The 23,103-nt window shown below is 70.6% G+C and carries 25 protein-coding genes and 1 tRNA gene; 9 read left to right on the top strand and 17 right to left on the bottom strand.

Annotated elements, in window-relative coordinates:
• Nucleotides 1-17 precede the first annotated feature (17 nt).
• Nucleotides 18-542 carry a MarR family winged helix-turn-helix transcriptional regulator gene (locus ACIOKD_RS29015; protein ID WP_402089848.1) on the bottom strand — a complete coding sequence of 175 codons (525 nt, stop codon included), beginning with the start codon at nucleotides 540-542 and terminating at the stop codon, nucleotides 18-20.
• A gap of 304 nt (nucleotides 543-846) precedes the next feature.
• On the opposite strand from ACIOKD_RS29015, the gene ACIOKD_RS29020 reads away from it, so the two are divergent.
• On the top strand, nucleotides 847-1,044 hold the full coding sequence (locus ACIOKD_RS29020) for a hypothetical protein (protein ID WP_402089850.1): 198 nt from the start codon (nucleotides 847-849) through the stop codon (nucleotides 1,042-1,044).
• A gap of 831 nt (nucleotides 1,045-1,875) precedes the next feature.
• Here the strand turns inward: ACIOKD_RS29020 and ACIOKD_RS29025 are convergent.
• The 8 genes from ACIOKD_RS29025 to ACIOKD_RS29060 form a co-directional block, all read right to left on the bottom strand.
• Complete coding sequence (locus tag ACIOKD_RS29025; protein WP_402089852.1) at nucleotides 1,876-2,775, bottom strand: RNA polymerase sigma factor SigF; 900 nt, start codon at nucleotides 2,773-2,775, stop codon at nucleotides 1,876-1,878.
• 244 nt (nucleotides 2,776-3,019) lie between these two features.
• Nucleotides 3,020-3,892, bottom strand: coding sequence for an RNA polymerase sigma factor SigF (locus ACIOKD_RS29030; RefSeq protein WP_402089854.1), 873 nt, complete (start codon nucleotides 3,890-3,892; stop codon nucleotides 3,020-3,022).
• Between the two features lie 287 nt (nucleotides 3,893-4,179).
• Entirely contained in the window at nucleotides 4,180-4,473 is a 294-nt protein-coding gene (locus tag ACIOKD_RS29035) for a Dabb family protein (RefSeq protein WP_402089856.1), read from the bottom strand.
• Between the two features lie 140 nt (nucleotides 4,474-4,613).
• Nucleotides 4,614-4,793 carry a hypothetical protein gene (locus ACIOKD_RS29040; RefSeq protein WP_267028048.1) on the bottom strand — a complete coding sequence of 60 codons (180 nt, stop codon included), beginning with the start codon at nucleotides 4,791-4,793 and terminating at the stop codon, nucleotides 4,614-4,616.
• 144 nt (nucleotides 4,794-4,937) lie between these two features.
• Nucleotides 4,938-5,022: transfer RNA gene (locus ACIOKD_RS29045), tRNA-Ser, on the bottom strand.
• A gap of 43 nt (nucleotides 5,023-5,065) precedes the next feature.
• On the bottom strand, nucleotides 5,066-5,497 hold the full coding sequence (gene tadA / locus ACIOKD_RS29050) for a tRNA adenosine(34) deaminase TadA (RefSeq protein WP_402090006.1): 432 nt from the start codon (nucleotides 5,495-5,497) through the stop codon (nucleotides 5,066-5,068).
• A gap of 197 nt (nucleotides 5,498-5,694) precedes the next feature.
• Nucleotides 5,695-6,249 carry a hypothetical protein gene (locus tag ACIOKD_RS29055; RefSeq protein ID WP_402089859.1) on the bottom strand — a complete coding sequence of 185 codons (555 nt, stop codon included), beginning with the start codon at nucleotides 6,247-6,249 and terminating at the stop codon, nucleotides 5,695-5,697.
• 456 nt (nucleotides 6,250-6,705) lie between these two features.
• Complete coding sequence (locus tag ACIOKD_RS29060; protein WP_107020608.1) at nucleotides 6,706-6,888, bottom strand: hypothetical protein; 183 nt, start codon at nucleotides 6,886-6,888, stop codon at nucleotides 6,706-6,708.
• A gap of 151 nt (nucleotides 6,889-7,039) precedes the next feature.
• On the opposite strand from ACIOKD_RS29060, the gene upp reads away from it, so the two are divergent.
• Complete coding sequence (gene upp / locus ACIOKD_RS29065; RefSeq protein WP_402089861.1) at nucleotides 7,040-7,675, top strand: uracil phosphoribosyltransferase; 636 nt, start codon at nucleotides 7,040-7,042, stop codon at nucleotides 7,673-7,675.
• A gap of 84 nt (nucleotides 7,676-7,759) precedes the next feature.
• On the opposite strand, the gene ACIOKD_RS29070 is transcribed toward upp, so the two are convergent.
• Both ACIOKD_RS29070 and ACIOKD_RS29075 read right to left on the bottom strand, forming a co-directional pair.
• Nucleotides 7,760-8,398 (bottom strand): LytR C-terminal domain-containing protein, encoded by a 639-nt coding sequence (locus tag ACIOKD_RS29070; RefSeq protein ID WP_402089863.1) that lies wholly within the window; start codon nucleotides 8,396-8,398, stop codon nucleotides 7,760-7,762.
• Nucleotides 8,399-8,601: 203 nt separating this feature from the next.
• Nucleotides 8,602-8,898, bottom strand: a complete 297-nt coding sequence (locus tag ACIOKD_RS29075) for a type II toxin-antitoxin system VapB family antitoxin (RefSeq protein WP_003999914.1) — start codon at nucleotides 8,896-8,898, stop codon at nucleotides 8,602-8,604.
• Between the two features lie 173 nt (nucleotides 8,899-9,071).
• On the opposite strand from ACIOKD_RS29075, the gene ACIOKD_RS29080 reads away from it, so the two are divergent.
• On the top strand, nucleotides 9,072-10,937 hold the full coding sequence (locus ACIOKD_RS29080; RefSeq protein WP_402089865.1) for a helicase HerA-like domain-containing protein: 1,866 nt from the start codon (nucleotides 9,072-9,074) through the stop codon (nucleotides 10,935-10,937).
• 417 nt (nucleotides 10,938-11,354) lie between these two features.
• Here ACIOKD_RS29080 and ACIOKD_RS29085 read toward each other — a convergent pair whose 3' ends face one another.
• The 3 genes from ACIOKD_RS29085 to ACIOKD_RS29095 all read right to left on the bottom strand — a co-directional run bounded on the left by ACIOKD_RS29085 (nucleotide 11,355) and on the right by ACIOKD_RS29095 (nucleotide 13,606).
• Nucleotides 11,355-11,765, bottom strand: coding sequence for a hypothetical protein (locus ACIOKD_RS29085; protein ID WP_402089867.1), 411 nt, complete (start codon nucleotides 11,763-11,765; stop codon nucleotides 11,355-11,357).
• Between the two features lie 305 nt (nucleotides 11,766-12,070).
• Entirely contained in the window at nucleotides 12,071-12,811 is a 741-nt protein-coding gene (locus tag ACIOKD_RS29090) for an HhH-GPD-type base excision DNA repair protein (protein WP_402089869.1), read from the bottom strand.
• 24 nt (nucleotides 12,812-12,835) lie between these two features.
• A complete protein-coding gene (locus ACIOKD_RS29095) occupies nucleotides 12,836-13,606 on the bottom strand; it encodes a siderophore-interacting protein (protein ID WP_402089870.1) in 771 nt (256 codons plus the stop codon).
• Nucleotides 13,607-13,749: 143 nt separating this feature from the next.
• Between ACIOKD_RS29095 and ACIOKD_RS29100 the strand changes: the two genes are divergently transcribed.
• From ACIOKD_RS29100 to ACIOKD_RS29120, 5 genes are all read left to right on the top strand, one after another.
• Nucleotides 13,750-15,996, top strand: a complete 2,247-nt coding sequence (locus tag ACIOKD_RS29100; protein WP_402089872.1) for a penicillin acylase family protein — start codon at nucleotides 13,750-13,752, stop codon at nucleotides 15,994-15,996.
• The gene (locus ACIOKD_RS29105; RefSeq protein WP_402089874.1) at nucleotides 15,993-16,667 is read left to right on the top strand and encodes a GNAT family N-acetyltransferase; all 675 of its coding nucleotides are present in this window, start codon (nucleotides 15,993-15,995) and stop codon (nucleotides 16,665-16,667) included. Before ACIOKD_RS29100 ends, ACIOKD_RS29105 begins: the two co-directional genes overlap by 4 nt.
• A gap of 1 nt (nucleotide 16,668) precedes the next feature.
• A complete protein-coding gene (locus ACIOKD_RS29110) occupies nucleotides 16,669-17,148 on the top strand; it encodes a cupin domain-containing protein (protein ID WP_402090008.1) in 480 nt (159 codons plus the stop codon).
• Nucleotides 17,145-18,032, top strand: a complete 888-nt coding sequence (locus ACIOKD_RS29115) for an SDR family NAD(P)-dependent oxidoreductase (protein WP_402089876.1) — start codon at nucleotides 17,145-17,147, stop codon at nucleotides 18,030-18,032. Before ACIOKD_RS29110 ends, ACIOKD_RS29115 begins: the two co-directional genes overlap by 4 nt.
• A 133-nt stretch (nucleotides 18,033-18,165) precedes the next feature.
• Nucleotides 18,166-20,244, top strand: a complete 2,079-nt coding sequence (locus ACIOKD_RS29120; protein ID WP_402089878.1) for a copper resistance CopC/CopD family protein — start codon at nucleotides 18,166-18,168, stop codon at nucleotides 20,242-20,244.
• 82 nt (nucleotides 20,245-20,326) lie between these two features.
• On the opposite strand, the gene ACIOKD_RS29125 is transcribed toward ACIOKD_RS29120, so the two are convergent.
• Complete coding sequence (locus ACIOKD_RS29125; protein ID WP_402089880.1) at nucleotides 20,327-21,436, bottom strand: aldo/keto reductase; 1,110 nt, start codon at nucleotides 21,434-21,436, stop codon at nucleotides 20,327-20,329.
• A gap of 144 nt (nucleotides 21,437-21,580) precedes the next feature.
• Here ACIOKD_RS29125 and ACIOKD_RS29130 point away from each other — a divergent pair, with 144 nt between their 5' ends.
• Nucleotides 21,581-22,504: an AraC family transcriptional regulator N-terminal domain-containing protein gene (locus ACIOKD_RS29130; protein WP_402089882.1), complete on the top strand. Its 924-nt coding sequence runs from the start codon at nucleotides 21,581-21,583 to the stop codon at nucleotides 22,502-22,504.
• Here the strand turns inward: ACIOKD_RS29130 and ACIOKD_RS29135 are convergent.
• Both ACIOKD_RS29135 and ACIOKD_RS29140 read right to left on the bottom strand, forming a co-directional pair.
• A complete protein-coding gene (locus ACIOKD_RS29135; RefSeq protein WP_402089884.1) occupies nucleotides 22,407-22,817 on the bottom strand; it encodes a VapC toxin family PIN domain ribonuclease in 411 nt (136 codons plus the stop codon). The two genes, ACIOKD_RS29130 and ACIOKD_RS29135, sit on opposite strands and share 98 nt — an antisense overlap.
• Complete coding sequence (locus tag ACIOKD_RS29140; RefSeq protein ID WP_402089886.1) at nucleotides 22,814-23,029, bottom strand: type II toxin-antitoxin system VapB family antitoxin; 216 nt, start codon at nucleotides 23,027-23,029, stop codon at nucleotides 22,814-22,816. Before ACIOKD_RS29140 ends, ACIOKD_RS29135 begins: the two co-directional genes overlap by 4 nt.
• Nucleotides 23,030-23,103: the final 74 nt, after the last annotated feature.

Genomic DNA, 23,103 nt, shown 5'->3' on the forward strand with positions numbered 1-23,103 from the left:
CCTTTTCTTGTGTTGCGTCATACAGGTGTACGGGTGGTCCGCTCGGGGGGCGCCGCGGCGGGCACGGCGGGTGCGGCCGGCAGGGCCGGTACGGCTTGTACGGCCGGTACGGGTCGGCAGTCGCCGAAGCTGGCGCGCAGTCGTCCGAGCAGGGTGTTGAGCTGGTCGACCTCGTCGTCGGACCAGTCCGCCAGGTAGTGGGCGAGCGCGTTCATATAGCGCTCGGAGAGGTCGGCGAGCATGTCCCGTCCGGCGGGGGTGAGCCGCAGGATGCGGGAGCGCTTGTCGGCAGGGTCCGGGGACCGGTCGATCCAGCCGTGCTCGGCGACGTGTGCCACATGCCGGCTGGTCACCGACATGTCGATGGCCATCAGCTCGGCGAGACGGCTCATCCGCATCTCGCCGTGCCGGTCGAGCAGCGTGAGCACCGCGGCGGAGCCCGCCGGGCACTCGTGCGGGAGGATCCGGCCCAGCCCCCGCTTCACGGCGCCGATGGCGCTGAGCTGCTGGGCCAGCTCCTCGTACTGCCGTCGAGCGGCCACCGAACCTCCCTCATGTTTTTGTTGCTTAAGGCAACCATAAATACAGATGGTTGCTGCAGGCAAACTAGACGGGACCCTCCGGGCTAAAAGCTTGGCAAAGGCACGTATTAGCGAACGTAAACTCGCAGCTCAGGCGGTTCTCCACAGCCGCCCGGCCGCAGCCCCACCCAGCCCGTCCGGCGTTCGAGGACGAGGCCGCAAGGCCGACAACGGGGTCCGGGGGCGAAGCTCCCGGGAACAGCGCGCACCAGATGGACTGCCCCAGAACTTGGGGCCGCAGATCGCACCCGATAGGGTCACGCGCATGGCAAACACCCAGGGCCCCGAGGGCAACTACGACCCCGCGGGTAGCACCCAGATGTTCCGAGCTTTCGTCGACGACCCGCAGAGCCGCCAGCAGCAGCAGGCGGCCACCACCCAGGGTCCCCGTGTCGGCCTGATCGTCGGTGTGATCGTGGCGGTCGCGATCGTCGCCGTGGTCGCCTGGCTCGCCCTCAGGTAACCGCGCGGGGCGCCGCCGGGCGCCCTACGCCCACCGGACGGACACGTCCCGCGTCTCCACACGTGCGTGCATGCCGAGCGGCGCACTCTCCCACGCTCGGCTGCGCTCGCGCGGGGGACTCCCATGGCGTCGACGCACGCCGTCCAGGTCTCCTCCGTCCAGGGCTCCTCCGTCCGGCTGCCCGGAGCGATCGGTACGGGCAGTCGTTCGGCCGACTCGACGCTCGCCCAGTCGATCCCGAGTGCGTCGATGACGTGCGTCCCGAAGGTCACCGTGCCCGAACGCACCGCGGTGCCCCCGGCGCTGTGTAACCCGACGGTGACCTTCTCGCACCATCGCTTGTCAGCGGGCTCCCGCTCGGGCTCCCGCTCGGGCTCGCCGACGACCAGCACGGCGAGACCTCCGCATGGGTCTCCGCCATCGCCCGACCGAGTACCGCCGGGCGCCCCATCCACCGAACTCGGGCCGCTCACCGGCCCCTTGATCGCGGACGGGCTCTCCGGAGTCACCAGCTCGACGTCCCCGTGGGCGCGACGCCCTCTGCGCACGACGAGGGACGCTGCACGGCGACGTACCCGTCACTCGCGCCTCCGCCACCACTGAGGCCGAGACCGCTGCCGAGACTGCTGCCGCTGCCGAGCTGCTGCGGCTGCCGAGGCCGTCACCGCAGGCGACCGACGTCATGGTCCCGAGACAGACCACAGCCGCCGAGACACCCCCAAGGGCCCCTCGGCGACCACGTATCGACCGCTGCCCCACCCGTCGACGCATCGCGCCGGTGTGGCTGACGACCCGTCAATCTCGGACCCCTCACAGGGTCTTGGCGGTAGCTCAGTCCGAGATGAGGCCTTCCCGCAGCTGGGACAGCGTCCGCGTGAGCAGCCGGGAGACGTGCATCTGCGAGATGCCGACCTCCTCGCCGATCTGCGACTGCGTCATGTTGGCGAAGAAGCGGAGCATGATGATCTGCCGCTCGCGGGGCGGGAGTTTGGCCAGCAGGGGCTTCAGGGACTCGCGGTACTCGACACCCTCCAGTGCCGTGTCCTCGTAACCGAGGCGGTCCGCGAGGGAGCCCTCGCCGCCGTCGTCCTCGGGAGCCGGGGAGTCGAGGGACGACGCCGTGTAGGCGTTGCCCACCGCCAGGCCGTCGACCACGTCCTCCTCGGACACGCCCAGTACGACGGCGAGTTCGGCGACGGTCGGCGAGCGGTCCAGCTTCTGGGAGAGCTCGTCGCTGGCCTTGGTCAGCGCGAGCCGCAGCTCCTGGAGCCGGCGCGGGACGCGCACCGACCACGAGGTGTCCCGGAAGAAGCGCTTGATCTCACCCACGACCGTCGGCATCGCGAACGTCGGGAACTCCACGCCCCGTTCGCAGTCGAAGCGGTCGATCGCCTTGATCAGGCCGATCGTGCCGACCTGGACGATGTCCTCCATCGGTTCGTTGCGCGACCGGAAACGGGCGGCCGCGTAACGCACCAGCGGGAGGTTGAGTTCGATGAGGGTGTCCCGCACATAGCCGCGCTCGGGACTGTTCTCGTCCAGTGCGGCGAGCCGCAGGAACAGGGAGCGGGACAGCGTTCGGGTGTCGATCACTTCCGGGGTCGGGGGGAAGGCCGGGGCTTCCGCGGCCTGGATGGCCGGAACCTCGACAACGACACTGTGAAGCACGTCTGGCGCGGATTCGCTCTTCGTGAGCGTGAGCACCTTCGAGCTGCCCTGGTCTGCGGACATGCCACCCCCTTTGGGTCGCGGACGGTCGCGGCGGACGCTCCCGTCGAAGGAACGCAGCCTCCACCTGAATACCGGAGGCGGGGCTGCGGCAAACGCGTCACCGGAAGAATGTCACATGTCGGCAACACGCTGTAGTGACATGTCGACACAAGAGGGGTGAATAGGCCCTGGAAAAGAGGGGTCTGACGGTTTTTCGGCGCAGAGATGACGAGAAAAGGCCTTGAGAGCGATTCGCTCCCCGGGGCTACGCCTCGATCCTGTTTGCGGATCGAAGCCGAGCGAAACTACGGGCGAGGAGCCTTGACACATGCATCTGCGAGACACCCAGTTCCGCGCTGATCTGTGACTGCGTCAGATTGCTGTAGTAACGCAGCAGAAGGATGCGTTGCTCCCGCTCGGGAAGTTGGACGAGCAGGTGCCGTACGAGGTCCCGGTGCTCCACGCCGTCCAGTGCGGGGTCCTCGAAGCCGAGCCGGTCGAGCAGACCCGGCAGCCCGTCCCCCTCCTGGGCGGCCTCCAGGGAGGTCGCGTGGTACGAGCGCCCGGCCTCGATGCAGGCCAGCACCTCGTCCTCGGCGATACGCAGCCGTTCGGCGATCTCGGCGGTCGTGGGTGTGCGCCCGAAGGCCGTCGTGAGGTCCTCGGTGGCGCTGTTCACCTGCACCCACAGCTCGTGCAGCCGGCGCGGTACGTGGACCGTGCGGACGTTGTCGCGGAAGTACCGCTTGATCTCGCCGATGACGGTGGGCATCGCGAAGGTCGGGAACTGCACGCCCCGGTCGGGGTCGAAGCGGTCGATGGCGTTGATCAGCCCGATGGTCCCGACCTGGACGACATCCTCCATGGGCTCGTTGCGTGAGCGGAAGCGGGCGGCGGCGTACCGCACGAGCGGGAGGTTCGCCTCGATCAGCGCGGCCCGCACCCGGCCGTGCTCGGGGGTGCCGGGCTCCAGGTTCTTGAGCTCGCCGAAGAGGACCTGGGTGAGGGCCCGGGTGTCGGCCCCGCGGCGCCGCTGCGGGCTCTGGTCCTGGGAATCGCCCGGCTCGTCGAGCCGTTCGAGGGCCTGCGGCTTCTGCTGGGGAGGTGCGGGTGCTTGAGGCGCGGTACTGGCCGGCACGGTCAACTCCACCTCTGGGTCCGTCAACCCGTGAAAACACAAGTCCGAACGACGTCCGTCAGACACATGCGTCAACTCATCGGTCAAAAGCGGTCATAGCATCACAAGACATGTGCACTGTGTGCAAGCACCTCATCACTCCGTGTTGAACCCGTCCCCGGCCCGTCCCCGGCCCGCCCCTGGCTCGCCCCCGGCCCGCTTCGGGTTCGGGGCATGAAAGAACCCCCCGCCGTTCGGGCGAGGGGCTGGTGTTCCGCGCGGGACGCGTCGCGTCGCGGCGTCGCGGCTCAGAACTCGTAGTCGGCGATCACCCACGTGGCGAACTCGCGCCACAGAGCGACGCCCGCCTGGTGGTCGGGGTGCTCGGTGTACCGCTTGAGCGCTTCCGTGTCCTCGACCGCCGAGTTGATCGCGAAGTCGTAGGCGATGGGGCGGTCGGTGATGTTCCACTCGCACTCCCAGAACTGCAGTTCGGGAATCGACCCGCCGAGCGCACGGAAGGCGGCGACGCCCTCGGCGACGCGGGGTTCGTCCCGCTCGACACCTTCGTTGAGCTTGAAGAGGACCAGGTGGCGGATCACATGCACTCCCAGGACGAACGGGGATACGAGGGAACGGGGATACCGAGGGAACGGGCATACGGGCATACGGGCATACGGGGTAAGAAGTCCGAGATGCGGGGCAGTGGTCGTACGGCCGCCGACCGCGGCCCTCGGCCTGTCTAGTCCTTGGCGCCGTCGGCGATCCAGGTCATGAAGTCACCGACGGACTGGGCGGCGTTCGAGATGCCCTCGAAGCCTATCTGGACGTAGTCCGCCGCGTTTTCGGGGTCGGTGATGATCACGTACAGCGCGAATACCACGACTACGTAGACGGCGATCTTCTTCGAATTCACCGCCATCGCGGCCTCCCCCGTGTGCCTGTCGGGACCCCTGTTGTCGGCCGCGAGTGTAACCCCGGGCAGTTGATCTGACGATCTTTCAGTGCAGCGAGGCAGCGCAGCACGAAGGGCCCGGTCCAGTGGACCGGGCCCCTCATCTACCTGCGGTAGCGGAGGGATTTGAACCCTCGGTGACTTGCGCCACACTCGCTTTCGAGGCGAGCTCCTTCGGCCGCTCGGACACGCTACCGAGAGAGATCCTAGCCCAAGATGGGCCGTGCTCGGAAATCGGTTCAGCGGCGTCTGAAGAACTCCGTGAGCAGTCGGGCGCACTCCTCGTCGAGCACTCCGGCGATCACTTCGGGCCGGTGGTTGAGCCGGCGGTCGCGTACGACGTCCCACAGGGAGCCGGCCGCGCCCGCCTTCTCGTCCCGGGCGCCGTAGACGACCCGGTCCACGCGGGACTGGACGAGCGCGCCGGCGCACATCGTGCAGGGTTCGAGGGTGACGACGAGCGTGCAGCCGGTGAGCCGCCACTCCCCGGTCCTCGCGGCGGCCCGGCGGATCGCCAGCACCTCGGCGTGGGCGGTCGGGTCACCGGCCGCCTCACGCTCGTTGTGCCCGGTGGCCAGCACCGTCGTGCCGTCCGGGGCCAGCACCACGGCGCCGACGGGTACGTCCTCGCCGCGGCCCGCGAGTCCGGCCTGCTCCAGGGCGAGCCGCATCGCGGGCCGCCAGCGGTCCCGTACGGGGTCGTCGGTTACAGGGTCGTCGGGTACGGGATCGTCGGGTACGGGATCGCGCAGGAGACCTCGTACCGGATGTCGTACGGGATTCTGTAGGGGATCTTGTACGGGCACGGGCACGGGTACGGGCACGGGACCGTCGGCGGGGTCCTGTTCCTCCTGCGCGTTCGGCGGAGTCAGCGGACGGCCTCCAGGACCTCTGCCGCCCCGAGGACCTCGGCGATCTCGCCGAGTGCGTCGGTGCTGTCCAGGGTCAGCAGCTCCTTCTCGTTCACACCGAGATCGGTGAGGACCTCGCGGTCTCCGATGGGTCCGGACGGCACGGTCTCACCCTTGGAGGTGGTGCCGACGTCGTCCTCTTCGTCGTTGTCGGTCTCGTCCTCGGGTTCACCGTCCTCCGTGCCGTCGAGATCGAGGGAGTCCAAGTCGGCGACATCGTCGTCGCCGGGCTCCCTTCCGAGCAGTTCGTCCGTGAGCAGGATCTCGCCGTACGAACTGCGGGCCGCGGCCGCGCCGTCCGAGACGTAGATGCGAGGGTCCTCCTCGCCGTCCACGCGGACGACTCCGAACCACGCGTCCTCCTGCTCGATGTAGACGAGCACCGTGTCGTCGTCGACCGAGGCTTCGCGGGCCAGGTCGGCTAGATCCGACAGGGTCTCCACATCGTCGAGCTCTGTGTCGCTCGCTTCCCACCCGTCTTCGGTGCGCGCGAGCAGTGCGGCGAAGTACACCGTGACTCTCCCACTGGTCCTAGGCGTGCCGGTTGGGGATCCCCCCGGCGGAGGTTGTGGGCGGGGGATACGTGCTCCGAGCCCCGCCCACTCGGAATCGTGGCAGAAACAGAGCGTTCAGGAGAGGTCTTCGGCTCGCTGTGTCCCGGTCGCGTTCCCACGCCCGGTCGCGTGGCGCGTGCGTCACACCGCCGCATGGCCTCACCTGGGCGCCCGGCGCCCACCGACAGCGGGATCGTACGCCGCCGTGACCCGGCTTCGTACGCGCCTGTCCGAGCGCTGCCCGGCGGGTCGCGGCGCGATGCCCCTACGGGCGTGCCGGTGGCCGGACCCGGGGGCTGGTCGGGGGCCTGTCGGGCGCACATCGCCAGGCAGGCAGGCCCTGGGGGCACGGCGCCTGCGGCTGTCCGGCCGTGGGGCTCCTGGTCCGCGGTTAGCGAGGCCTCTCGGTCACGGCTACCAGCGGAACGTGCGCATGCGCATGGCGTGGCGCAGACGGGCCGTTTTCGCCCGTCGCGGCTGCACCCTGTCGCGCAGCTCGCGAGCCTCCGTGAGCTCCCGCAGGAACTGGGCCCTGCGCCTGCGGCGCTGGGCGTCGCTCTCCAGGTCTTCCCGGTTCTGTCGCTCCGGGTCCGGCATCGGCAACACCCCCAGTCGGTCACTCCCACTTTCCCCCCGACGAGCGGTTTGATGCCAGCGGAGGTTTGCGCGATGGCATCGGCGAAGTGTTCTCTGCCCAGGTGACGACGGGCGACGGGCGGCCTGGACGGGCCCGGATACCCTGGTGGACATGCGTCTCCACGTCGTCGACCACCCCCTGGTCGCTCATAAGCTCACCACGCTGCGCGACCGCCGCACCGACTCCCCGACCTTCCGTCGGCTCGCCGACGAGCTGGTCACCCTGCTCGCCTACGAGGCCACGCGGGACGTGCGCACCGAGCAGGTCGACATCGAGACCCCGGTGTCCGCCACCACGGGCGTCAAGCTGTCCCACCCGCGGCCCCTCGTCGTACCGATCCTGCGAGCCGGCCTCGGCATGCTCGACGGCATGGTGCGTCTGCTGCCGACCGCCGAGGTGGGTTTCCTCGGCATGATCCGCGACGAGGAGACGCTCCAGGCGTCCACGTACGCGACCCGTATGCCGGAGGACCTCTCCGGGCGCCAGGTGTACGTCCTGGACCCTATGCTGGCCACCGGCGGCACCCTCGTCGCGGCGATCCAGGAGCTGATCAAGCGCGGCGCCGACGACGTGACGGCCGTGGTCCTGCTCGCCGCCCCCGAGGGCGTCGAGGTCATGGAGCGCGACCTCGCGGGCGCCCCCGTCACGGTCGTGACCGCGTCGATCGACGAGCGACTGAACGAACACGGCTACATCGTCCCGGGCCTGGGCGACGCGGGAGACCGTATGTACGGCGCGACCGAATAGCCGGACCGCCTTCTTCAGCGGTCCACCTTCAGCGGTCCACCTTCAGCGGTCTACCTCCAGCGGTCTACCTACAGCGGTCCTTCTTCAGCAGTCCTTCTTCGTCGAGGACGCCGGTTCGGGCCTGGCCAGCGTGGTCAGTGCCTTGTCGGCGTCCTCTTTCGTCGTCAGGGCCTTGTAGGCCTTGCCGAGGATCAGATCGACCTCCGCGGGCCTGGCCCGGGTGTCGGTCTTCAGTTCGGCACCGGCGAGCTGGGTCGCGAGGACGGGGAGGGCGGCGTCGGCAGCAGCCTTCGCACCGAGCACGATGCCGGGCCCGTCGACCTTCTTGTCGTACGCCTTGGTGGCGTTGCCCACCTCGCCGATCTTGAAGCCGCGCTTCTTCAGCGCGTCCGCGGTGTCCTTGGCGAGGCCCTTGCGGGCCGTCGCGTTGAGGACGTTCACGGTGATCCGGCCGGGCTCGGGCAGGGCCTTGACCGGGCTCGCGGAGGGGGAGGGGGACGTCCTGCAGCCCGGCGCCGAACCCGCCGCGGACGCCTTGTCGCCGCCGCCCGTGAAGACGTCGATGAGCTGCAGGGTTCCCCAGCCGGCCAGTCCGAGTGCGGTGACGGAGGCGGCGACCGCGAGCACGATCCTGCGGCGCCCCCGGTTTCTACGCATCCGTGGGTACTTGTCCCCCGTGATCCGGTACTGGCCGCCCATGCCAGGGGGAGTGAGCATGCTCATGGGCGCAGCGTAGTGCGCCGAAGCGGCGATGCCTACTAGATGATCATTGACCGGGGTCCAGTCCAACCCAAAAGGGCCAACCCGGGCAGGCGGGTGACCAGGCACGGGTCGACCCCGGGCGGGTCGGTGCACGCGTCAGCCGAGAGGCTTCCCGGGCGGGTGTCGGCCACACAGGGGTGAACCGGGCCGGGCGAGGGAAGGGCTCAGTCCAGTTCGAGGACGCGGGCGTGGAGCACCTGGCGCTGCTGGAGTGCGGCGCGGACGGCGCGGTGCAGGCCGTCCTCCAGGTACAGGTCGCCCTGCCACTTCACGACGTGCGCGAAGAGGTCGCCGTAGAACGTGGAGTCCTCGGCGAGCAGCGTTTCGAGGTCGAGCTGGCCCTTGGTCGTCACCAGCTGATCGAGGCGGACCGGGCGCGGCGCGACATCCGCCCACTGCCGGGTGCTTTCCCGGCCGTGGTCGGGGTACGGCCGTCCGTTTCCGATGCGCTTGAAGATCACACGGAAAGCCTACCGGTCAAGAGCTTCCGGGCGCAGCCATGGCGCCGGAGTGCGACGCTGGAAATGACGTCGTAAATATGGGCAAACCGGTAATTCTCCTGGATCACCCGTTCATGATCCGTTCGGAAACGGGCCGAGTACGGGCTCGGGAAAGCCGGGAACAGGGGCTTGAGATGACTGACAGTGAAGCGCCGCGGGAGGGGGTGGCCGAGCCCGGCACGCCCGAGCCCGGCACGCCCGAGCCCGGCACGCCCGAGCCCGGGATGCCTGCGGCCGGCACGCCTGCGGTCGCGGCACCCGAGGGCGTGAACCCCGAGGCCTTGAAGCCCGAGGCGGCGGCGCACGGGGCTGCGGCACGCGGGGTGACGGCAAGCGGGGTGACGGCGCCCGAGCCCGTGGTGCCCGGTGCCACGAGCGGCACCCCCGACCTGCCGCCGCAAGCCCTGGAGATCGCCTCCGGGTACGCCTTCCCGGGGGCCGCGCTCGATCTGGGGGCTCTGCTGTGGGACGGGCGGTGTCTGCCGGATGCGCAGATCCGGATTCCGCTGGGGATGCTCAACCGGCACGGGCTGGTGGCCGGAGCCACCGGCACCGGCAAGACCAAGACCCTGCAGCTCGTCGCCGAGCAGTTGTCGGCGCAGGGCGTGCCGGTGTTCCTTGCGGATGTGAAGGGTGACGTCTCCGGAATCTCGGCACCCGGGCAGGAGAACGACAAGGTGCGGATGCGGGCCTCGGAGGTCCGCCAGGAGTGGACGCCGGCCGCTTACCCGTGCGAGTTCTACGCCCTCGGAGGCCTGGGCCACGGCATCCCCGTACGCGCGACCGTCACGAGTTTCGGCCCGGTCCTGCTGTCCAAGGTGCTCCGGCTGAATCAGACGCAGGAGCAGTCGCTCGGCCTGATCTTCCATTACGCCGACCAGAAGGGTCTGGAACTGGTCGACCTGAAGGACCTGCGGGCCGTGGTCACCTTCCTCACCTCCGACGAGGGGAAGTCCGAGCTGAAGGGCATCGGCGGTCTCTCCACGGCCACGGCCGGAGTGATCCTGCGCTCGCTGACCGCGTTCGAGGCCCAGGGGATGAGCCCGTTCTTCGGGGAGCCGGAGTTCGACACGAGGGAACTGCTGCAAGTGGCGGCGGACGGCCGGGGCACGGTCTCCGTCCTGGAGCTGCCCGCGGTGCAGGACAAACCGCAGCTCTTCTCGACGTTCCTGATGTGGCTGCTCGCCGATCTCTTCCACGACCTCCCGGAGGTCGGTGACGTCGACAAGCCGAAACTCGTCTTCTTCTTCGACGAGGCACATCTGCTCTTCAGCGGCGCGTCCAGGGCCTTCCTGGACTCCATCACGCAGACCGTCCGGCTGATCCGCTCGAAAGGGGTCGGCATCTTCTTCGTCACACAGACCCCCAAGGACGTACCCGCAGACGTCCTGGCCCAGCTGGGCAACCGTGTGCAGCACGCGCTGCGCGCCTTCACCCCCGACGACCAGAAGGCGCTCAGAGCCACGGTGAAGACCTTCCCCGACTCCCCGTACGACCTGGAGGAGGTCCTCACCGCCCTCGGTACCGGGGAGGCCGTCGTCACCGTCCTCAGCGAGAAGGGCGCGCAGACGCCTGTCGCGGCGACGCGGCTGCGGGCGCCGGAGTCCCTGATGGGGCCGGTGGACCCGGCGGTCCTCGACCGGACGGTCGAACAGTCGCCGCTGCACGCGCGCTATGCCCTCGCGGTCGACCGCGAATCGGCGTACGAGAAGCTCCGGGCCGCGGAGGCGGGAGCGTCCGGGCAGGCGGCTGAGCCTGCGCCCGCGCCCGCGCGTGCGGATGCGGATGCGGATGATGCTGAGGATGTGGCCCCGGAGGCGGGTGCGAGGCCGGAGAAAGGTGCGGGCGGGGGCCGGGCCCGGAACGCAGAGGAGGGCTCCTCCGTCGTCCAGCAGGTTGTCAGCAGTGGGGTCTTCAAGTCGCTGGCCCGCAGCCTGGGTACGCAGATCGGGCGCGAGATCACCCGGTCGGTCTTCGGCACGGCCCGGCGCAGGCGGTAGTTGGACCCGCTTTCCCGGCCGGCTTCCCCGGTGGCGGGGGCGGAACAACCGTGGTCCGCCCCCGCCGGCCGGTACAGCCGAACCGGTCGGTTCAGCCGATCCCTTCGATTCAGTCGCGCTCGCGCTCGCGCTCGCGATTCCGGGACGGGATCTGCCCTGAAGCCGAAGCCGAAGCCGAAGCCGAACCAGAACCAGGTGACGGTGACGGTGAGGGTGTCGGTGTCGGTGCCATTGTCGATTTCGGGTTCGGGTTCGGGTTCGGTGTGGGTCGGCGGGTTTCGGGGGGCTGCTTCGGGGCGTTGCGGAGGGATTCGGCGCGCACCAGGGCGCGCAGGATCGCGTACGGGTCCATCGGCATGGACAGGGTCCTCTCGTGCTGCTGGGGGAGGGATATAGGTCCGGTCGGAGCCGGGCTCCTCAGCAGCGGAGGACCATGCAGCGCAGTGTGCGCGGGGTGGGGGCGTGGTGGAGGGCGCGGGCCTGCGCGTGGGGGCGCTCGGCGGCGGCGGGGCGGTGCGCGGGCCGCACCGCAGGGCGCTGGGGCACCAGGGGACGGTGGCTCTGGCGGGCGGCCGACCGGAAAGCGGTGTCCAGGACGTCATGGGGGTGTTCGAGACCGGACTCGGTGGAGACGGCGGCGGGCGGGGCCGTACGGATCCCGCCGTGCCCGCCCGCTGAACCGGCCGTGCACAGCGCGCACAGCAGCGAGGCGAGCAGCACGAGGAGCCGCTGCCGGGCAGGCCGGCGCGGAGTACGCGGTACGAACCGGCGGGGACTGCGGTGGGGGCTGTGGTGGGGACTCCGGTCGAGGCTCCGGTCGGGGCTCATGAGAGGTCATGTCCCCGGTCGAAGGGCCCGGTGCATCGGCAGCACCATCAGAACCGCTCGCTTGGCGTAGGGCGTAGAGCGACGGGCCGGCGTCCGGGGTGGCCCGGCCGCGTACGACGTCACGCCTCTCGGAGCGCGCGCGGTACGGCTCGCGCCCGCTTGCGCATCTGGAACGACGTGATGACCTAACCGACGAACCGAACGAACCGACGAACCGACGAACCGAACGAACCGAACGACTGAAAGCGGGCCCGCGAGCGCGAGCGTGAGGGCGCTCCTGGGCGCCCGGATTCTCTACGGAACCGTCACTCGCCGGAAGCTTCAGGGGCCCCCTCAGGGGCCCTCTTCGCAGTCACCTTCGCAGCCGCCTTCGCAGTCGTCCCGGCCGCCGCTTTCGCCGCCGCCTTCATCTCCTGCTTGTGCGCCCGCACCTTCGTCAGCGACTCCGGGCCGGTGATGTCCGCGACCGAGCGGAAGGACCTGGCCTCGCCGTAGGGGCCCGCGGCCTCGCGCCAGCCCTTCGGACGTACGCCCAGCTGTTTGCCCAGCAGGGCGAGGAAGATCTGGGCCTTCTGGGTACCGAAGCCGGGCAGCTCCTTGAGCCGCCGCAGCAGCTCCGCACCCGTCGCCACACCGGCCCCCGTAGTCGGGTCCGACCCCGTCCCGGCACCCGAGTCCATCCCCGTCCCCGAATCCGTCCTGGTCCCCGACTCCGCGCCCTCCCACACCATCGCCGCGTCCCCGTCGTAGTGCTCCACGAGGTACTGGCACAGCTGCTGGATCCGCTTGGCCATCGAGCCCGGGTAGCGGTGCACGGCCGGTTTCGTGGACAGCAGGGCCGCGAAGGCCTCGGGCTCGTACGCCGCGATCTCGTGCGCGTCGAGGTCGTCCCCGCCCAGCCGCCGCGCGATCGTGTACGGGCCGGCGAACGCCCATTCCATCGGGACCTGTTGGTCGAGCAGCATGCCGACGAGTGCGGCGAGCGGGCTGCGCCCGAGGAGTTCGTCGGCCTCGGGCCGCTGGGCGAGATGAAGGGTGACGTCCATGCCCCGATCATCGCGCGTGCGGGTTCAGGCCGCTCGCCAGTACCCCAGCGCGTTCACCCGCTGCTTCGGAAGGGCCAGTTCCTTGCGGAAGTACGCGGCCAGCGAGCGGGTCGTCGCCGTGTCGCAGGCGATCCAGACATACGGATCGGCAATCTCCTTCAGGAGCTCCGGCATGGCCGCCCGCACCTGCGCCACCAGGTGGGCGCCCCGGTCGAGCCGGGGAACCGTACGCAGGTCGTGGCGGGCCGGGTCCACCCGCAGGGGCAGACCGTCCGTGCCCCGGACATCCCCGCCCGCGCCGCTCCCGGCGGTCTCGAACCAGATCGTCGCGGGCGCCGTCCCCACCGCGCCGAGAAGGGAGTTGAGGGCGGGGAGCGAGGCGGTGTCGGCGATCGCCAGCACACGGGACGGGGCCGGGTCCGGGTCGGTGAAGCCGGTGCCCTGGACCGTGGCCTCGATGGTGTCCCCGGGATTCGCGGACCGCGCCCAGTCGCTCGCGCACCCCTCGTGCAGCGCGAACTCCAGGCTGAAGGTACCCGCGATCGGATCGGGGTCCACGAGTGTGTACGCGCGCTGGTGCGGCTTGCCGGCGTTGTCGAACCAGAGCCGTACCCACATCGTCGGATGCACCCCGGTCGCCGCGAGCATGCCGCCGTCGGACAGGTGCAGCCGGCGGTAGTGCTCGGTGACGTCCTCCGCGCCCAGGACCGTGAACGCGAAGTCCTTGCCCCGGAACAGTTTGAGGATCGCGCCCTCCCAGCCGTGCCCCCGCCCCTGCCCCTGCCCCTGCACCATGACGTTTTCACCCTTCGCGTACGATTCCGACACGCTTTACTTAGGTGAGCCTAACCTAAATAAGAGTCAGAAACTGAAAGCACCGAAGTCGTAGAAGTCGTAGAAGTCATAGAAGTCAGAGAAGTCAGAGACGGAGACGTTGGGTGACTGTCGAGATCTACCGTGACGCCTGGGGCGTCCCACACCTGCGCGCGGGCGACGCGTTCGAACTGGCCCGCGCACAGGGCCTCGCCACGGCACACGACCGCGCCTGGCAGATCGAGGTCGAGCGGCACAGGGCGCGCGGCACCTCGGCCGCGTTCCTCGGCGCGGACGCGCTCGCCTGGGACCGGTTCGCGAGACAGGCTCTGCTCGACGACACGGCGAGACGTTGTTTCACGGCCCTGGAGAGACGGGACCCCGAGACGGCCGCCTGGGTCCGGGCGTACGTCGACGGCGTCAATCAGGGCCTGCCCGAAGGGGCCCGCCGCGCACCCGAGTTCGAAACCGTCGGGCTCGCACCGGGCCGGTGGGAGCCGTGGACCCCGCTGGGTGTCTGGCTGGCCACGCACATCCTGTTCGCCGGGTTCCCGGCCAAGCTGTGGCGCGACGAGGTCGTACGCCATCTCGGTCCGGACGCCGTCGCTCTGTTCGCCACCGACGGACCCGGCACCTCCGGCAGCAACGGCTGGCTCGTCACCGGCGAACGCACCGCCACCGGCCGGCCGGTCATCGCGGGCGACCCGCACCGTTTCATCGAGGCGCCGGGTGTCTACCAGCAGGTCCGCCTGTCCTGCCCGGAGTTCGACGTCGTGGGCCTGGCCGTACCGGGCGTCCCCGGCATCGCCCACTTCGGCCACACCGGCACGGTGGCCTGGGCGATCACCAACGCGATGGCCGATTACCAGGACCTGTACCGGGAGCGGCTCCGGCGCTCCGGTACCGGCGGGAAACGGCTGGTCGAGGCCCTCGGCCCGGACGGGAAGTGGCACCCCGCCGACCGTCGTACAGAGCTGATCGAAGTGGCCGGCGCCGACCCGGTGGAGGTCGAGGTGATCGAGACCGACCGCGGGCCGGTCGTCATCAACGCCGACGCCGGCAACGATGGCGGCAGCTACGCCGGTGGCGGTGGCGGTGGCGGTGGCGGCGACGGTGGCGATGGCGGTGGCGATGGCGGGGGCGAGGGTGAGAGCTCGACCGGCGGCCCCATCAGCCTCCGCCACCCGCCCCGCGTCTGCGAAGACCTCGGCTTCAGCTCCCTCCTCCCCCTCCTCCGCGCCCGCCGGGTCGCCGACGTGGACCGCGCCCTCGACGACTGGGCCGAGCCCGTCAACGTCGTCCAGGCGGCTGACACGGAGGGCGGCCTGCTCCACCGCGTCGCGGGCCGGGTGCCGGTACGCGACCCGCTGAACGGCACCCGGATCGTCGCGGCCTGGGAACCCGGCCACGAGTGGCACGGCTGGTACGCCCCCATGCCGCGCGGCACGGTCGACGACGGCATCGCGGTCATGGCCAACCAGCGCGGCCCCGCCACCCCCCTCGGCGTCGAGTTCGCGCCGCCGCACCGGGCCGCCCGCCTGCGCGCACTCCTCGACGCGCGGAAGGACTGGAAGGCAGCCGACATGGCCGCTCTCCATATGGACACCCATCTCGCCTCCGCGGCTCCGCTGCTGAACCTGCTCGCCGCCCTGGACAACCTCACCCCCGAGGCCGTCACCCTGCGTGGGAAACTCCTGCGCTGGGACCGTCACATGGACGCCGACAGCACGGAGGCGGCCATGTACGCGGCGGTCCGCAGCGCCGTCGTACGCCGCCTCGCTGCCCACCCCGCCCTGGCCCCGCTGACCGAGCCCCCGCCGTACCCCGAGGTGTTCCGCCCCTGGCTCGCGCTGCTCCCCCGGGTCGCCTTCGCCCTCGAAAACCTCCTCACGACAAAGAAGCCGTACGGGATCGACCGCGCCGAGGTCGTCAGAGCGGCTTTGGAGGAGGTGGCCGGGGCCCCGCCGAAGGGCGTCTGGGGCGACACCCACCGCCTCGCTCCCTGGCGGGCACTGCCGGACCCCGCGTACGACGGAAGTGAGCCGGGGCTCTCCGGCGATCACGACTGTGTGCTGTGCACCTCGGCCGTGCCGGGCCTCACCGACCGGGCCGCGCGCGGCCCCGCCGCCCGCTACGTGTGGGACCTGGCACGGCGTGAGGACAGCCTCTGGGCGGTGCCGTTCGGGACGTCAGGCATACCGGGGTCACCGCACCACCGCGACCAACTCCCCCTGTGGCTCGGGGGAGAACTCACCCCCGTGATCACCGACTGGAACCAGCTCCGCCCGGACCGGCCGAGCAACGAGACCAAGAACGACAAGAACGAGAACGCCAAGAACAAGAACGACGCCAAGAACAAGGACAACGCATGACGTCATACACGAGCACGAGCACGAGCATCAGCACGAGCACCCCCTTCCAGGACCGCGTGGCCGTTCACGAGGAGGCCGTCGAAGGGCTCGGCACCATCCGTGTCGTGCCCGTGGACGCGGAGGCCGACCTGGACGTGCTGCATTCGTGGGTGACGGCCGAACGGGCCCGTTTTTGGGGCATGGGCGGATTCAGCAGGGAGCAGGTGCTGGAGACCTACCGGCACCTCGGCTCGCTCGACACGCACCACGCGTTCCTCGCCGTCCTGGACGGCGAACCGGCCGCGCTCTTCCAGACGTACGAACCGGAGGCCGACCGGGTCGGCGAGTGCTACGAGGTGGAGCCCGGCGACATCGGAATCCACCTCCTGATCGGCCCGGCACCCGAGGGCGTCGGCCGGCCCGGCCACAGCACCGCCCTGCTCAGCACCTTCACCGCGTACGTCCTGCGGGTTCTCGACCGGACGCGGGTCGTGGTCGAGCCCGACCTCCGCAACGAGAAGGCGATCGCCCGCCTGATCCGCCAGGGCTTCGTGCTCGGCCCGCCGATCGTGCTGCCGGAGATCGACCTCCCGGAGGTGTACTTGCCGGAGAAGAACGCCCAACTGGCTTTCCTCGTGAGGGAAGGCGCATCGGCGACTCCCGGTGGGGCATGGTCGGGGGGTGGCCAATGACATCACTCCACAAGCCCTTGCCGCGCACTACCGACTGGAGCCCATCCCCAAGGAGGGCGGTCTCTTCCGCCGTACCTGGGCGGGCCCCGAACGCCCCGACGGACGGCCCGAGGGTTCCGCGATAGTGGCCCTCCTGACCTCGCGGCCCGGCGACTTCTCCGCCCTGCACCGCCTCCCGGCCGACGAGACCTGGCACTTCTATCTGGGGGACCCGCTGGAGCTGTTGCTCCTCGCCCCCGACGGCACGTCCCGTACGGTCCTGCTCGGCCCGGACGTCCTCGGCGGCCAGCACATCCAGTTCACCGTGCCCGCAGGCACCTGGATGGGCGCGCGGGTCGGCGCGGACGGCGCCTGGTCGTTCTTCGGCTGCACGATGGCGCCCGGCTTCACCTACGAGCAGTACGAGCACGGGGACGGGGCCGGACTCGCCGCCCGCTACCCGGCGGAGGCAGCGCGGATCACCGCGCTGAGCCGCCCGTGACGGGCGCGACCGGCGCGACCGGCGCGACCGGTGAGAGCGGTGCGAGCGCCGGGCTGCTTGACGGCCAGGTGGCGCTGATCACCGGCGCCTCGGGCGGCCTCGGGCGGGGGATCGCGCTCCGGTTCGCGGCGGCGGGCGCGGCCGTGGCCGTCCACTTCCGTACGAACGCGGAGGCGGCGGGCGAAGTCGTCGCCCGCATCGTGGACTCGGGCGGCCGTGCGGTGGCCCTGCGGGCCGACCTGACCGTGGAGTCCGAGTGCCACCGGGTGGTGCGCGAGGCCGCGGACTGGGGAGGCGGCGTACTGACGGCACTGGTCAACAACGCGGGCGTACAACCGGTCCAGGAGCTGCCCGGCATGACGGTGGCGGACTGGCGGGCGGTGGCCGACGCCAACGTGTCGAGCGTGTTCGCGTGCACGCGGGCCGCCGCCGAGTTGATGCGGAACGGAGGGGAAGGGAACGGAGGGGAGGGCAGAGGAGGGGAGGGCAGGGGAGAGGGCGCGAGGAGCGATGAAAGCGGTGGGCGTGTACGCAGCATCACCCACATCGCGTCCATCGAGGCCACGCACCCCGCCCCGCACCACGCGCACTACTCCGCGTCGAAGGCGGCCGTCGTCATGCACGCGCGCTCGGCGGCCCTGGAGTACGGTCCCTACGGAATCCGCGTGAACACCGTCTCTCCGGGGCTGATCGACCGCGCAGGCCTCGCGCAGGCATGGCCGGAGGGGGTACGCCGCTGGCAACGGGCGGCGCCCACCGGGAGGCTGGGGCGCCCGGAGGACGTGGGCGACGCCTGTGTGTTCCTCGCCTCGCCGATGGCTTCCTGGATCACCGGGCACGACCTGGTCGTGGACGGGGGGATCTCGGCGCGGCCGACGTGGTGAGCGTGTTGAACAACGTGCCGCGTACATCCGTACTCCACAGAGGCCGCGGACGTACGCGCGTCGGGCACGAGAAGCAGGATGAGCAGAACGAGTACAACGAGTAGGACGAGCAGGGAGAGCAGGGAGAGCCGACGTGGGCCGAGTGCGCCGTACACACCGGGCCGCGGCCCTGGTCACGCTGCTGAGCACGCTGTTCCTGTTCCTGTTCCTGTTCCTGCTCCTGCTCGGCGGCGCGACCTCCGCGTCCGCCCACTCGGCCGTGCGGGACACCGGCCCCCGTGAGGGATCCGTCCTGCGGACCGCGCCGCGCGAGGTCACCATGACCTTCACCGAGTCGGTCGGCATCACCGACGACTCGTTGCGCGTCCTCAGCCCCGAGAACCGCCGGGTCGACGCCGGCGACACGGAACACGTCCCCGGCAGCTCCGACAGGGTCCGCGTGCGGCTCCGCGACGATCTGCCCGACGGTACGTTCACGGTCGCGTGGCGGGTGGTCTCGGCGGACAGCCACCCCATCTCCGGCGCCTTCACCTTCTCCATCGGCGAACCCTCCGCGACGACGGCCGCCATCTCCGTCGAACCGGCCGTGAACCCCGCCTCGGGCGCCCTCTACGACATCGCCCGCTATGCCGCGTACGCCGCCGTCGCCCTGCTCATCGGCGTGGTTGTCTTCGTCCTGGCCTGCCGCCCGCCGAGCACACAGCCGCTCCGCGGGCTCGTGCGCGCCGGCTGGTGGACCCTCCTCGGCACCACGGTCGTCCTCGTCTTCCTGCGCGGCCCGTACGAACGCGGCACCGGCCCCTCGACCCTCCTGGACCCCGCCCTCGTCGAGAACACCCTGACGAGCAGGCCCGGCTGGGCACTGCTCGCCCGGCTCGTGCTGCTGGCGGGGGTGGCGGTCTTCCTCGTACGGACGGAGGCGGCACTGCGGCGGTCCGGGGCCGCGGAACCGTCGCAGAAACCCTCGCAGGAACCGGGGCAGGCGCTGGTGCGGGAATCGGAGCAGGGAGCGGCAGCGGCACCGGCAGCGGCAGCGGCACCGGCACCGGCCGTTCTCGCGATCGGTGGGTTCCTGGCGCTGGCCCTGGCGGGCACGTGGGCCGTCGCCGAGCACGCGTCCGCGGGCATCCAGGTGCCCCTGGCGATGACTTCCACCGTGCTGCATCTGCTGGCGATGGCGGTCTGGCTGGGCGGTCTCGGCGCCCTGCTCACCGCGCTCCACCGGTCGGAGATCCCGTTCCCGGCCGCGTCCGTGCACCGCTTCTCGCGTCTGGCGTTCGCCTCGGTCACGATCCTGGTGCTGACCGGCGTCTACCAGTCCTGGCGCGGACTCGGCTCCTGGGACGCGGTGTTCGGCACTTCGTACGGCCGGATCCTGGTCGCGAAGGTGTGCGCGGTGGTGCTGCTGCTGGCGGCGGCGGGCTTCTCGCGCCGCTGGACGGCCCGGCTGACGGAGGTGACCCGACCGTCGAAGGCGCGCGTGCCGGAGATGGCCGATTCCCTGCCGGGCCCTGTGCCCAGCTCCAGCTCGGTGTCGGTGTCGGTGTCGGTGTCGGGCTCGGGCTCGGGCTCGGGCTCGGTGCACGAGCCGGAGTCGGACTCGACATCGGGTCCGGTGGTTGACGCCCCTTCGCCTTCGCCGTCGCCGTCGCTTTCGTCGCTGTCGGCCTCGTCGGCCTCGTCGCCGACGTCCGGGGCGGGAGGCGGTGCCGGTCACCGCTCCCTGCGCCGCTCGGTCCTCGCCGAGGTCGTCGTGGGGGTGGCGGTGCTGGTCATCACGACGGTACTGACCGGCACCCAGCCCGGTCGCGCCGAACTGGAGACGGCCGCGGCGGCCGAGTCCACCGCGAACGCCGCCGGGGGCGGCCCCACCGCGTCCACGACCCTGATCCCCTTCGACGTGGGCACCCCGGGCGGCCACGGCAAGGTCCAGATCGTCCTGGAGCCGGGCCGGGTCGGCGAGAACACGGTCGAGGCGGTCGTCATCGGCCCGGACGGAGGCATCGCCACCGTCCCCGAGATCAAGCTCTCCTTCACCCTCAGGTCCCGGAAGATCGGCCCCATCGACGCCCGGCTCACCGACCAGGGCGGTTACTGGGGGTCCCGATCCCTCAACCTGCCCCTCGCCGGCACCTGGACGATGAAGGTCACCGTCCGTACGTCGGACATCGACCAGGTGTCGGAGACACGACAGGTGAAGATCGCCCGCTGACCCGCCCGCTGACCCGCCCGCTGACCCGCCCGCTGACCCACCTGCGGGCCTACCCGCGGAAAGGGCTGTCGAGCCCGGGGAGTCACCAGGTCGGCATGATCGCCTCGGGATACCGGGACCCGGCGGCCCCCCTGGGCAGGATCTCCTGGACCCGGACCAGGTCCTGCGGGGTGAGCGCGACGTCCGCGGCGGCCACGTTCTCGGCGACGCGCTCCGGGCTGCGGGTGCCCGGGATCGGGACGACGTCGTCGCCCTGGGCCAGCAGCCAGGCCAGGGCCAGCTGCGTGACGGAGATCCCCTTGGCCGCCGCGAGGGCGGTCAGTTCGCGGATGGCGGTCAGGTTCCGTTCGTAGTTGCCGGGCTGCCAGCGGTCGTCCCAGCTGCGCATGTCGTCGGCGGGATACTCGGCGGCCGGCTTCACGGCGCCGGTCAGGAACCCCCGCCCGAGGGGCGAATACGGTACGAACCCGATGCCGAGTTCGCGCACCACGGGCAGCACGTCGGCCTCGACGGCCCGCTCGAACACGGAGTACTCGGTCTGCAGCACGGATACCGGATGGACGGCGTGTGCGCGCCGAAGCGTGTCGGGCCCGGCCTCGCTCAGCCCCAGGTACCGCACCTTGCCCTCGGCGATCAGTTCGCCGATCGTGCCCGCCACGTCCTCGATGGGGACATCCGGGTCGACGCGGTGCTGGTACAACACGTCGATGTGGTCGGTACCGAGATGGCGGAGGCTGTTCTCGGTGACCTCGCGGATGTGCTCGGGGCGGCTGTTGAGGGCGTAACCCCCGGCGTTCTGCGGCGCGTCCATGTCGAAGCCGAACTTGGTGGCGATCACGACGTCGTCCCGGATGCCGCGCAGGGCACGGCCGAGCAGCTGCTCGTTGCTTCCGGTGCCCATGCCGTACAGCTCGGCGGTGTCGAAGAGGGTGACGCCCAGCTCGTACGCCCGGCGGATGGTCGCGATGCCGCCGGGTTCGTCGCCGGCGCCGTACGCCATGGTCATGCCCATGGTGCCGAGACCGATCGCGCCGACGGACAGCCCCTGCCCGCCGAGAGCGCGAACGGACAGCCCACTGCTCTTGCCCTGCTGATCCTTGCCCTGCTGGCCCTGCTGGTCCTTGTTCTGCCGGTTCTGACGGTTCTGCCGGTTCTGCCGGTCCTGACGTTCATTGGCGTCTTGCTGTGTCATGCCGCCAACGCTAAGAGCGCGCACGCCGTGGGTCATGGGCAGTCGGTCGCATAGACTTGCCTGATTCTCTCAGGGCCCCGGTGTGACGATCCGGATCCGGACCACCGAGTCCGTCCGGCCCTCCGGACCGGACAAGGAACGCGCATGCTGGACGAACTCGCCGCGGCCATCGCCAGGCACGGCAGCGACATGTGGTCCGACACCGCGGTACCGGGCCAGCGACTGGTGACACTCGAAGAGCTCTCCGCCCCGCTCGACCTGCTCTACGAGCCGATGATCTGCTTCATCGTGCAGGGCTCCAAGAGCAGCGTCGCGGGCGAGAGGAGCTGGACGGTCGGTCGCGGACAGGTGTTCCTCAACTCGCTGGTCCTGCCGGTCACGGCCACGTTCGAGGAGGTGCCGTACCGCTCGGCGGTGCTGCGCCTGGACGGCGCCAGGCTCGCCGAGCTCCTGCTGGAACTGGAACCGGACGGCACGGACCGCCCCGCTCTCTCCCCCGCTCGTTCCCCTGCTCGCTCCGGACCGGACGCCGCCGGCCCGGTCACGGCATCGATGACTCCCGAGATCATCGACGCGGTCACCCGCTGGGTACGACTGCTCGACACCCCGCAGGACATCCGCGCCCTGGCGGGCCGTTTCGAGATGGAGATCCTCTACCGGCTGCTCGGCACCGCTCTCGGCCCGACCCTGCGGCACTACACCCTGGCCGACTCGCCCGCGGCCAGGGTCCGTACGGCGGCCCGGTGGATCTGCGCACGTTTCACCGAGCCGCTCGCCGTCGACGAGATCGCGGCGACGGCGCACATGAGCACCGCCAGCCTGCACCGCAACTTCAAGGCCGCCACGGGTATGAGCCCCCTGCGCTTCCAGAAGCACCTCCGCCTCCAGGAGGCCCGCCGGCTCCTCCTCCCCGGTGACACCACGGCGGCGCTGGTCGCGGAGAAGGTCGGCTATGTGAGCGCGACCCAGTTCAACCGCGAGTACCGGCGGACGTACGGCCTGCCGCCGGGCCAGGACACGGCACGCCTGCGCGACCGGCTGACGGACGCGGGCGGCCGGGCGGTGTGAGGGTGGGCGGGCCGGTGCGGGAGCGTGCTGACCTGCCCTTGGTGAGGGCTTCCTGGACCTGCCGGGCGCGGTTGCAGGCGCGGTCGTAGGCGCGGTCGTAGACGGGAACCCAGCCGAAGATCAGCCGCATGTCCTCGATGCCGCGCGCCCGGTCGGCAGCTGACCGTGCGCTGCAGAAGAACTTGAGCTCGGTGATCGGGCAGGTCGCGATGAGTCCGACCGCGGCGGCCTGGTCCCAGCCGTACTGCTCCGCTTCCCCGGGCATGAACCGCGCGAGCGCGCTGGTGTCGATCAGGAACTGGGCCGCGTTCACCGGCGGTAGTTCTCCTTGTTCTCGAACAGTTCGAGAACAGATGCGCCGTCGCCCGCCGCGGCCCTCAGCCGGGCGAGAGCCAGGGCGCGACGCCGGCTCTCCAACACCTCGCGAAGAGCGGTGTTGACGGTCTCCTTCTTGGTTTCCGTCCCGAGGGCTTTCGCGACGTCCGCGACCAGGTCGTCGTCCAGGTCGATGACCGTCCGACTCATATGCACCTTTTGATATCAAATGTAGAGTCAAGTGTATCTTGCGAGGTGCCTGCGAGGTGCCTGCGAGGTGCCTG

Origin of the sequence: Streptomyces sp. NPDC087844 (assembly GCF_044742785.1) — a bacterium.
Lineage (GTDB): Bacteria > Actinomycetota > Actinomycetes > Streptomycetales > Streptomycetaceae > Streptomyces.

Coding starts and splice junctions, on each gene's coding strand:
- ACIOKD_RS29020 (WP_402089850.1), top strand. CDS start 847: ATGGCAAACACCCAGGGCCCCGAGGGCAACTACGACCCCGCGGGTAGC.
- upp (WP_402089861.1), top strand. CDS start 7,040: ATGCGTCTCCACGTCGTCGACCACCCCCTGGTCGCTCATAAGCTCACC.
- ACIOKD_RS29130 (WP_402089882.1), top strand. CDS start 21,581: ATGCTGGACGAACTCGCCGCGGCCATCGCCAGGCACGGCAGCGACATG.
- ACIOKD_RS29090 (WP_402089869.1), bottom strand. CDS start 12,811: ATGGACGTCACCCTTCATCTCGCCCAGCGGCCCGAGGCCGACGAACTC.
- ACIOKD_RS29105 (WP_402089874.1), top strand. CDS start 15,993: ATGACGTCATACACGAGCACGAGCACGAGCATCAGCACGAGCACCCCC.
- ACIOKD_RS29140 (WP_402089886.1), bottom strand. CDS start 23,029: ATGAGTCGGACGGTCATCGACCTGGACGACGACCTGGTCGCGGACGTC.
- ACIOKD_RS29060 (WP_107020608.1), bottom strand. CDS start 6,888: ATGCCGGACCCGGAGCGACAGAACCGGGAAGACCTGGAGAGCGACGCC.
- ACIOKD_RS29070 (WP_402089863.1), bottom strand. CDS start 8,398: ATGAGCATGCTCACTCCCCCTGGCATGGGCGGCCAGTACCGGATCACG.
- ACIOKD_RS29080 (WP_402089865.1), top strand. CDS start 9,072: ATGACTGACAGTGAAGCGCCGCGGGAGGGGGTGGCCGAGCCCGGCACG.
- ACIOKD_RS29040 (WP_267028048.1), bottom strand. CDS start 4,793: ATGGCGGTGAATTCGAAGAAGATCGCCGTCTACGTAGTCGTGGTATTC.
- ACIOKD_RS29095 (WP_402089870.1), bottom strand. CDS start 13,606: ATGGTGCAGGGGCAGGGGCAGGGGCGGGGGCACGGCTGGGAGGGCGCG.
- tadA (WP_402090006.1), bottom strand. CDS start 5,497: ATGCGGCTCGCCCTGGAGCAGGCCGGACTCGCGGGCCGCGGCGAGGAC.
- ACIOKD_RS29025 (WP_402089852.1), bottom strand. CDS start 2,775: ATGTCCGCAGACCAGGGCAGCTCGAAGGTGCTCACGCTCACGAAGAGC.
- ACIOKD_RS29085 (WP_402089867.1), bottom strand. CDS start 11,765: ATGAGCCCCGACCGGAGCCTCGACCGGAGTCCCCACCACAGCCCCCAC.
- ACIOKD_RS29125 (WP_402089880.1), bottom strand. CDS start 21,436: ATGACACAGCAAGACGCCAATGAACGTCAGGACCGGCAGAACCGGCAG.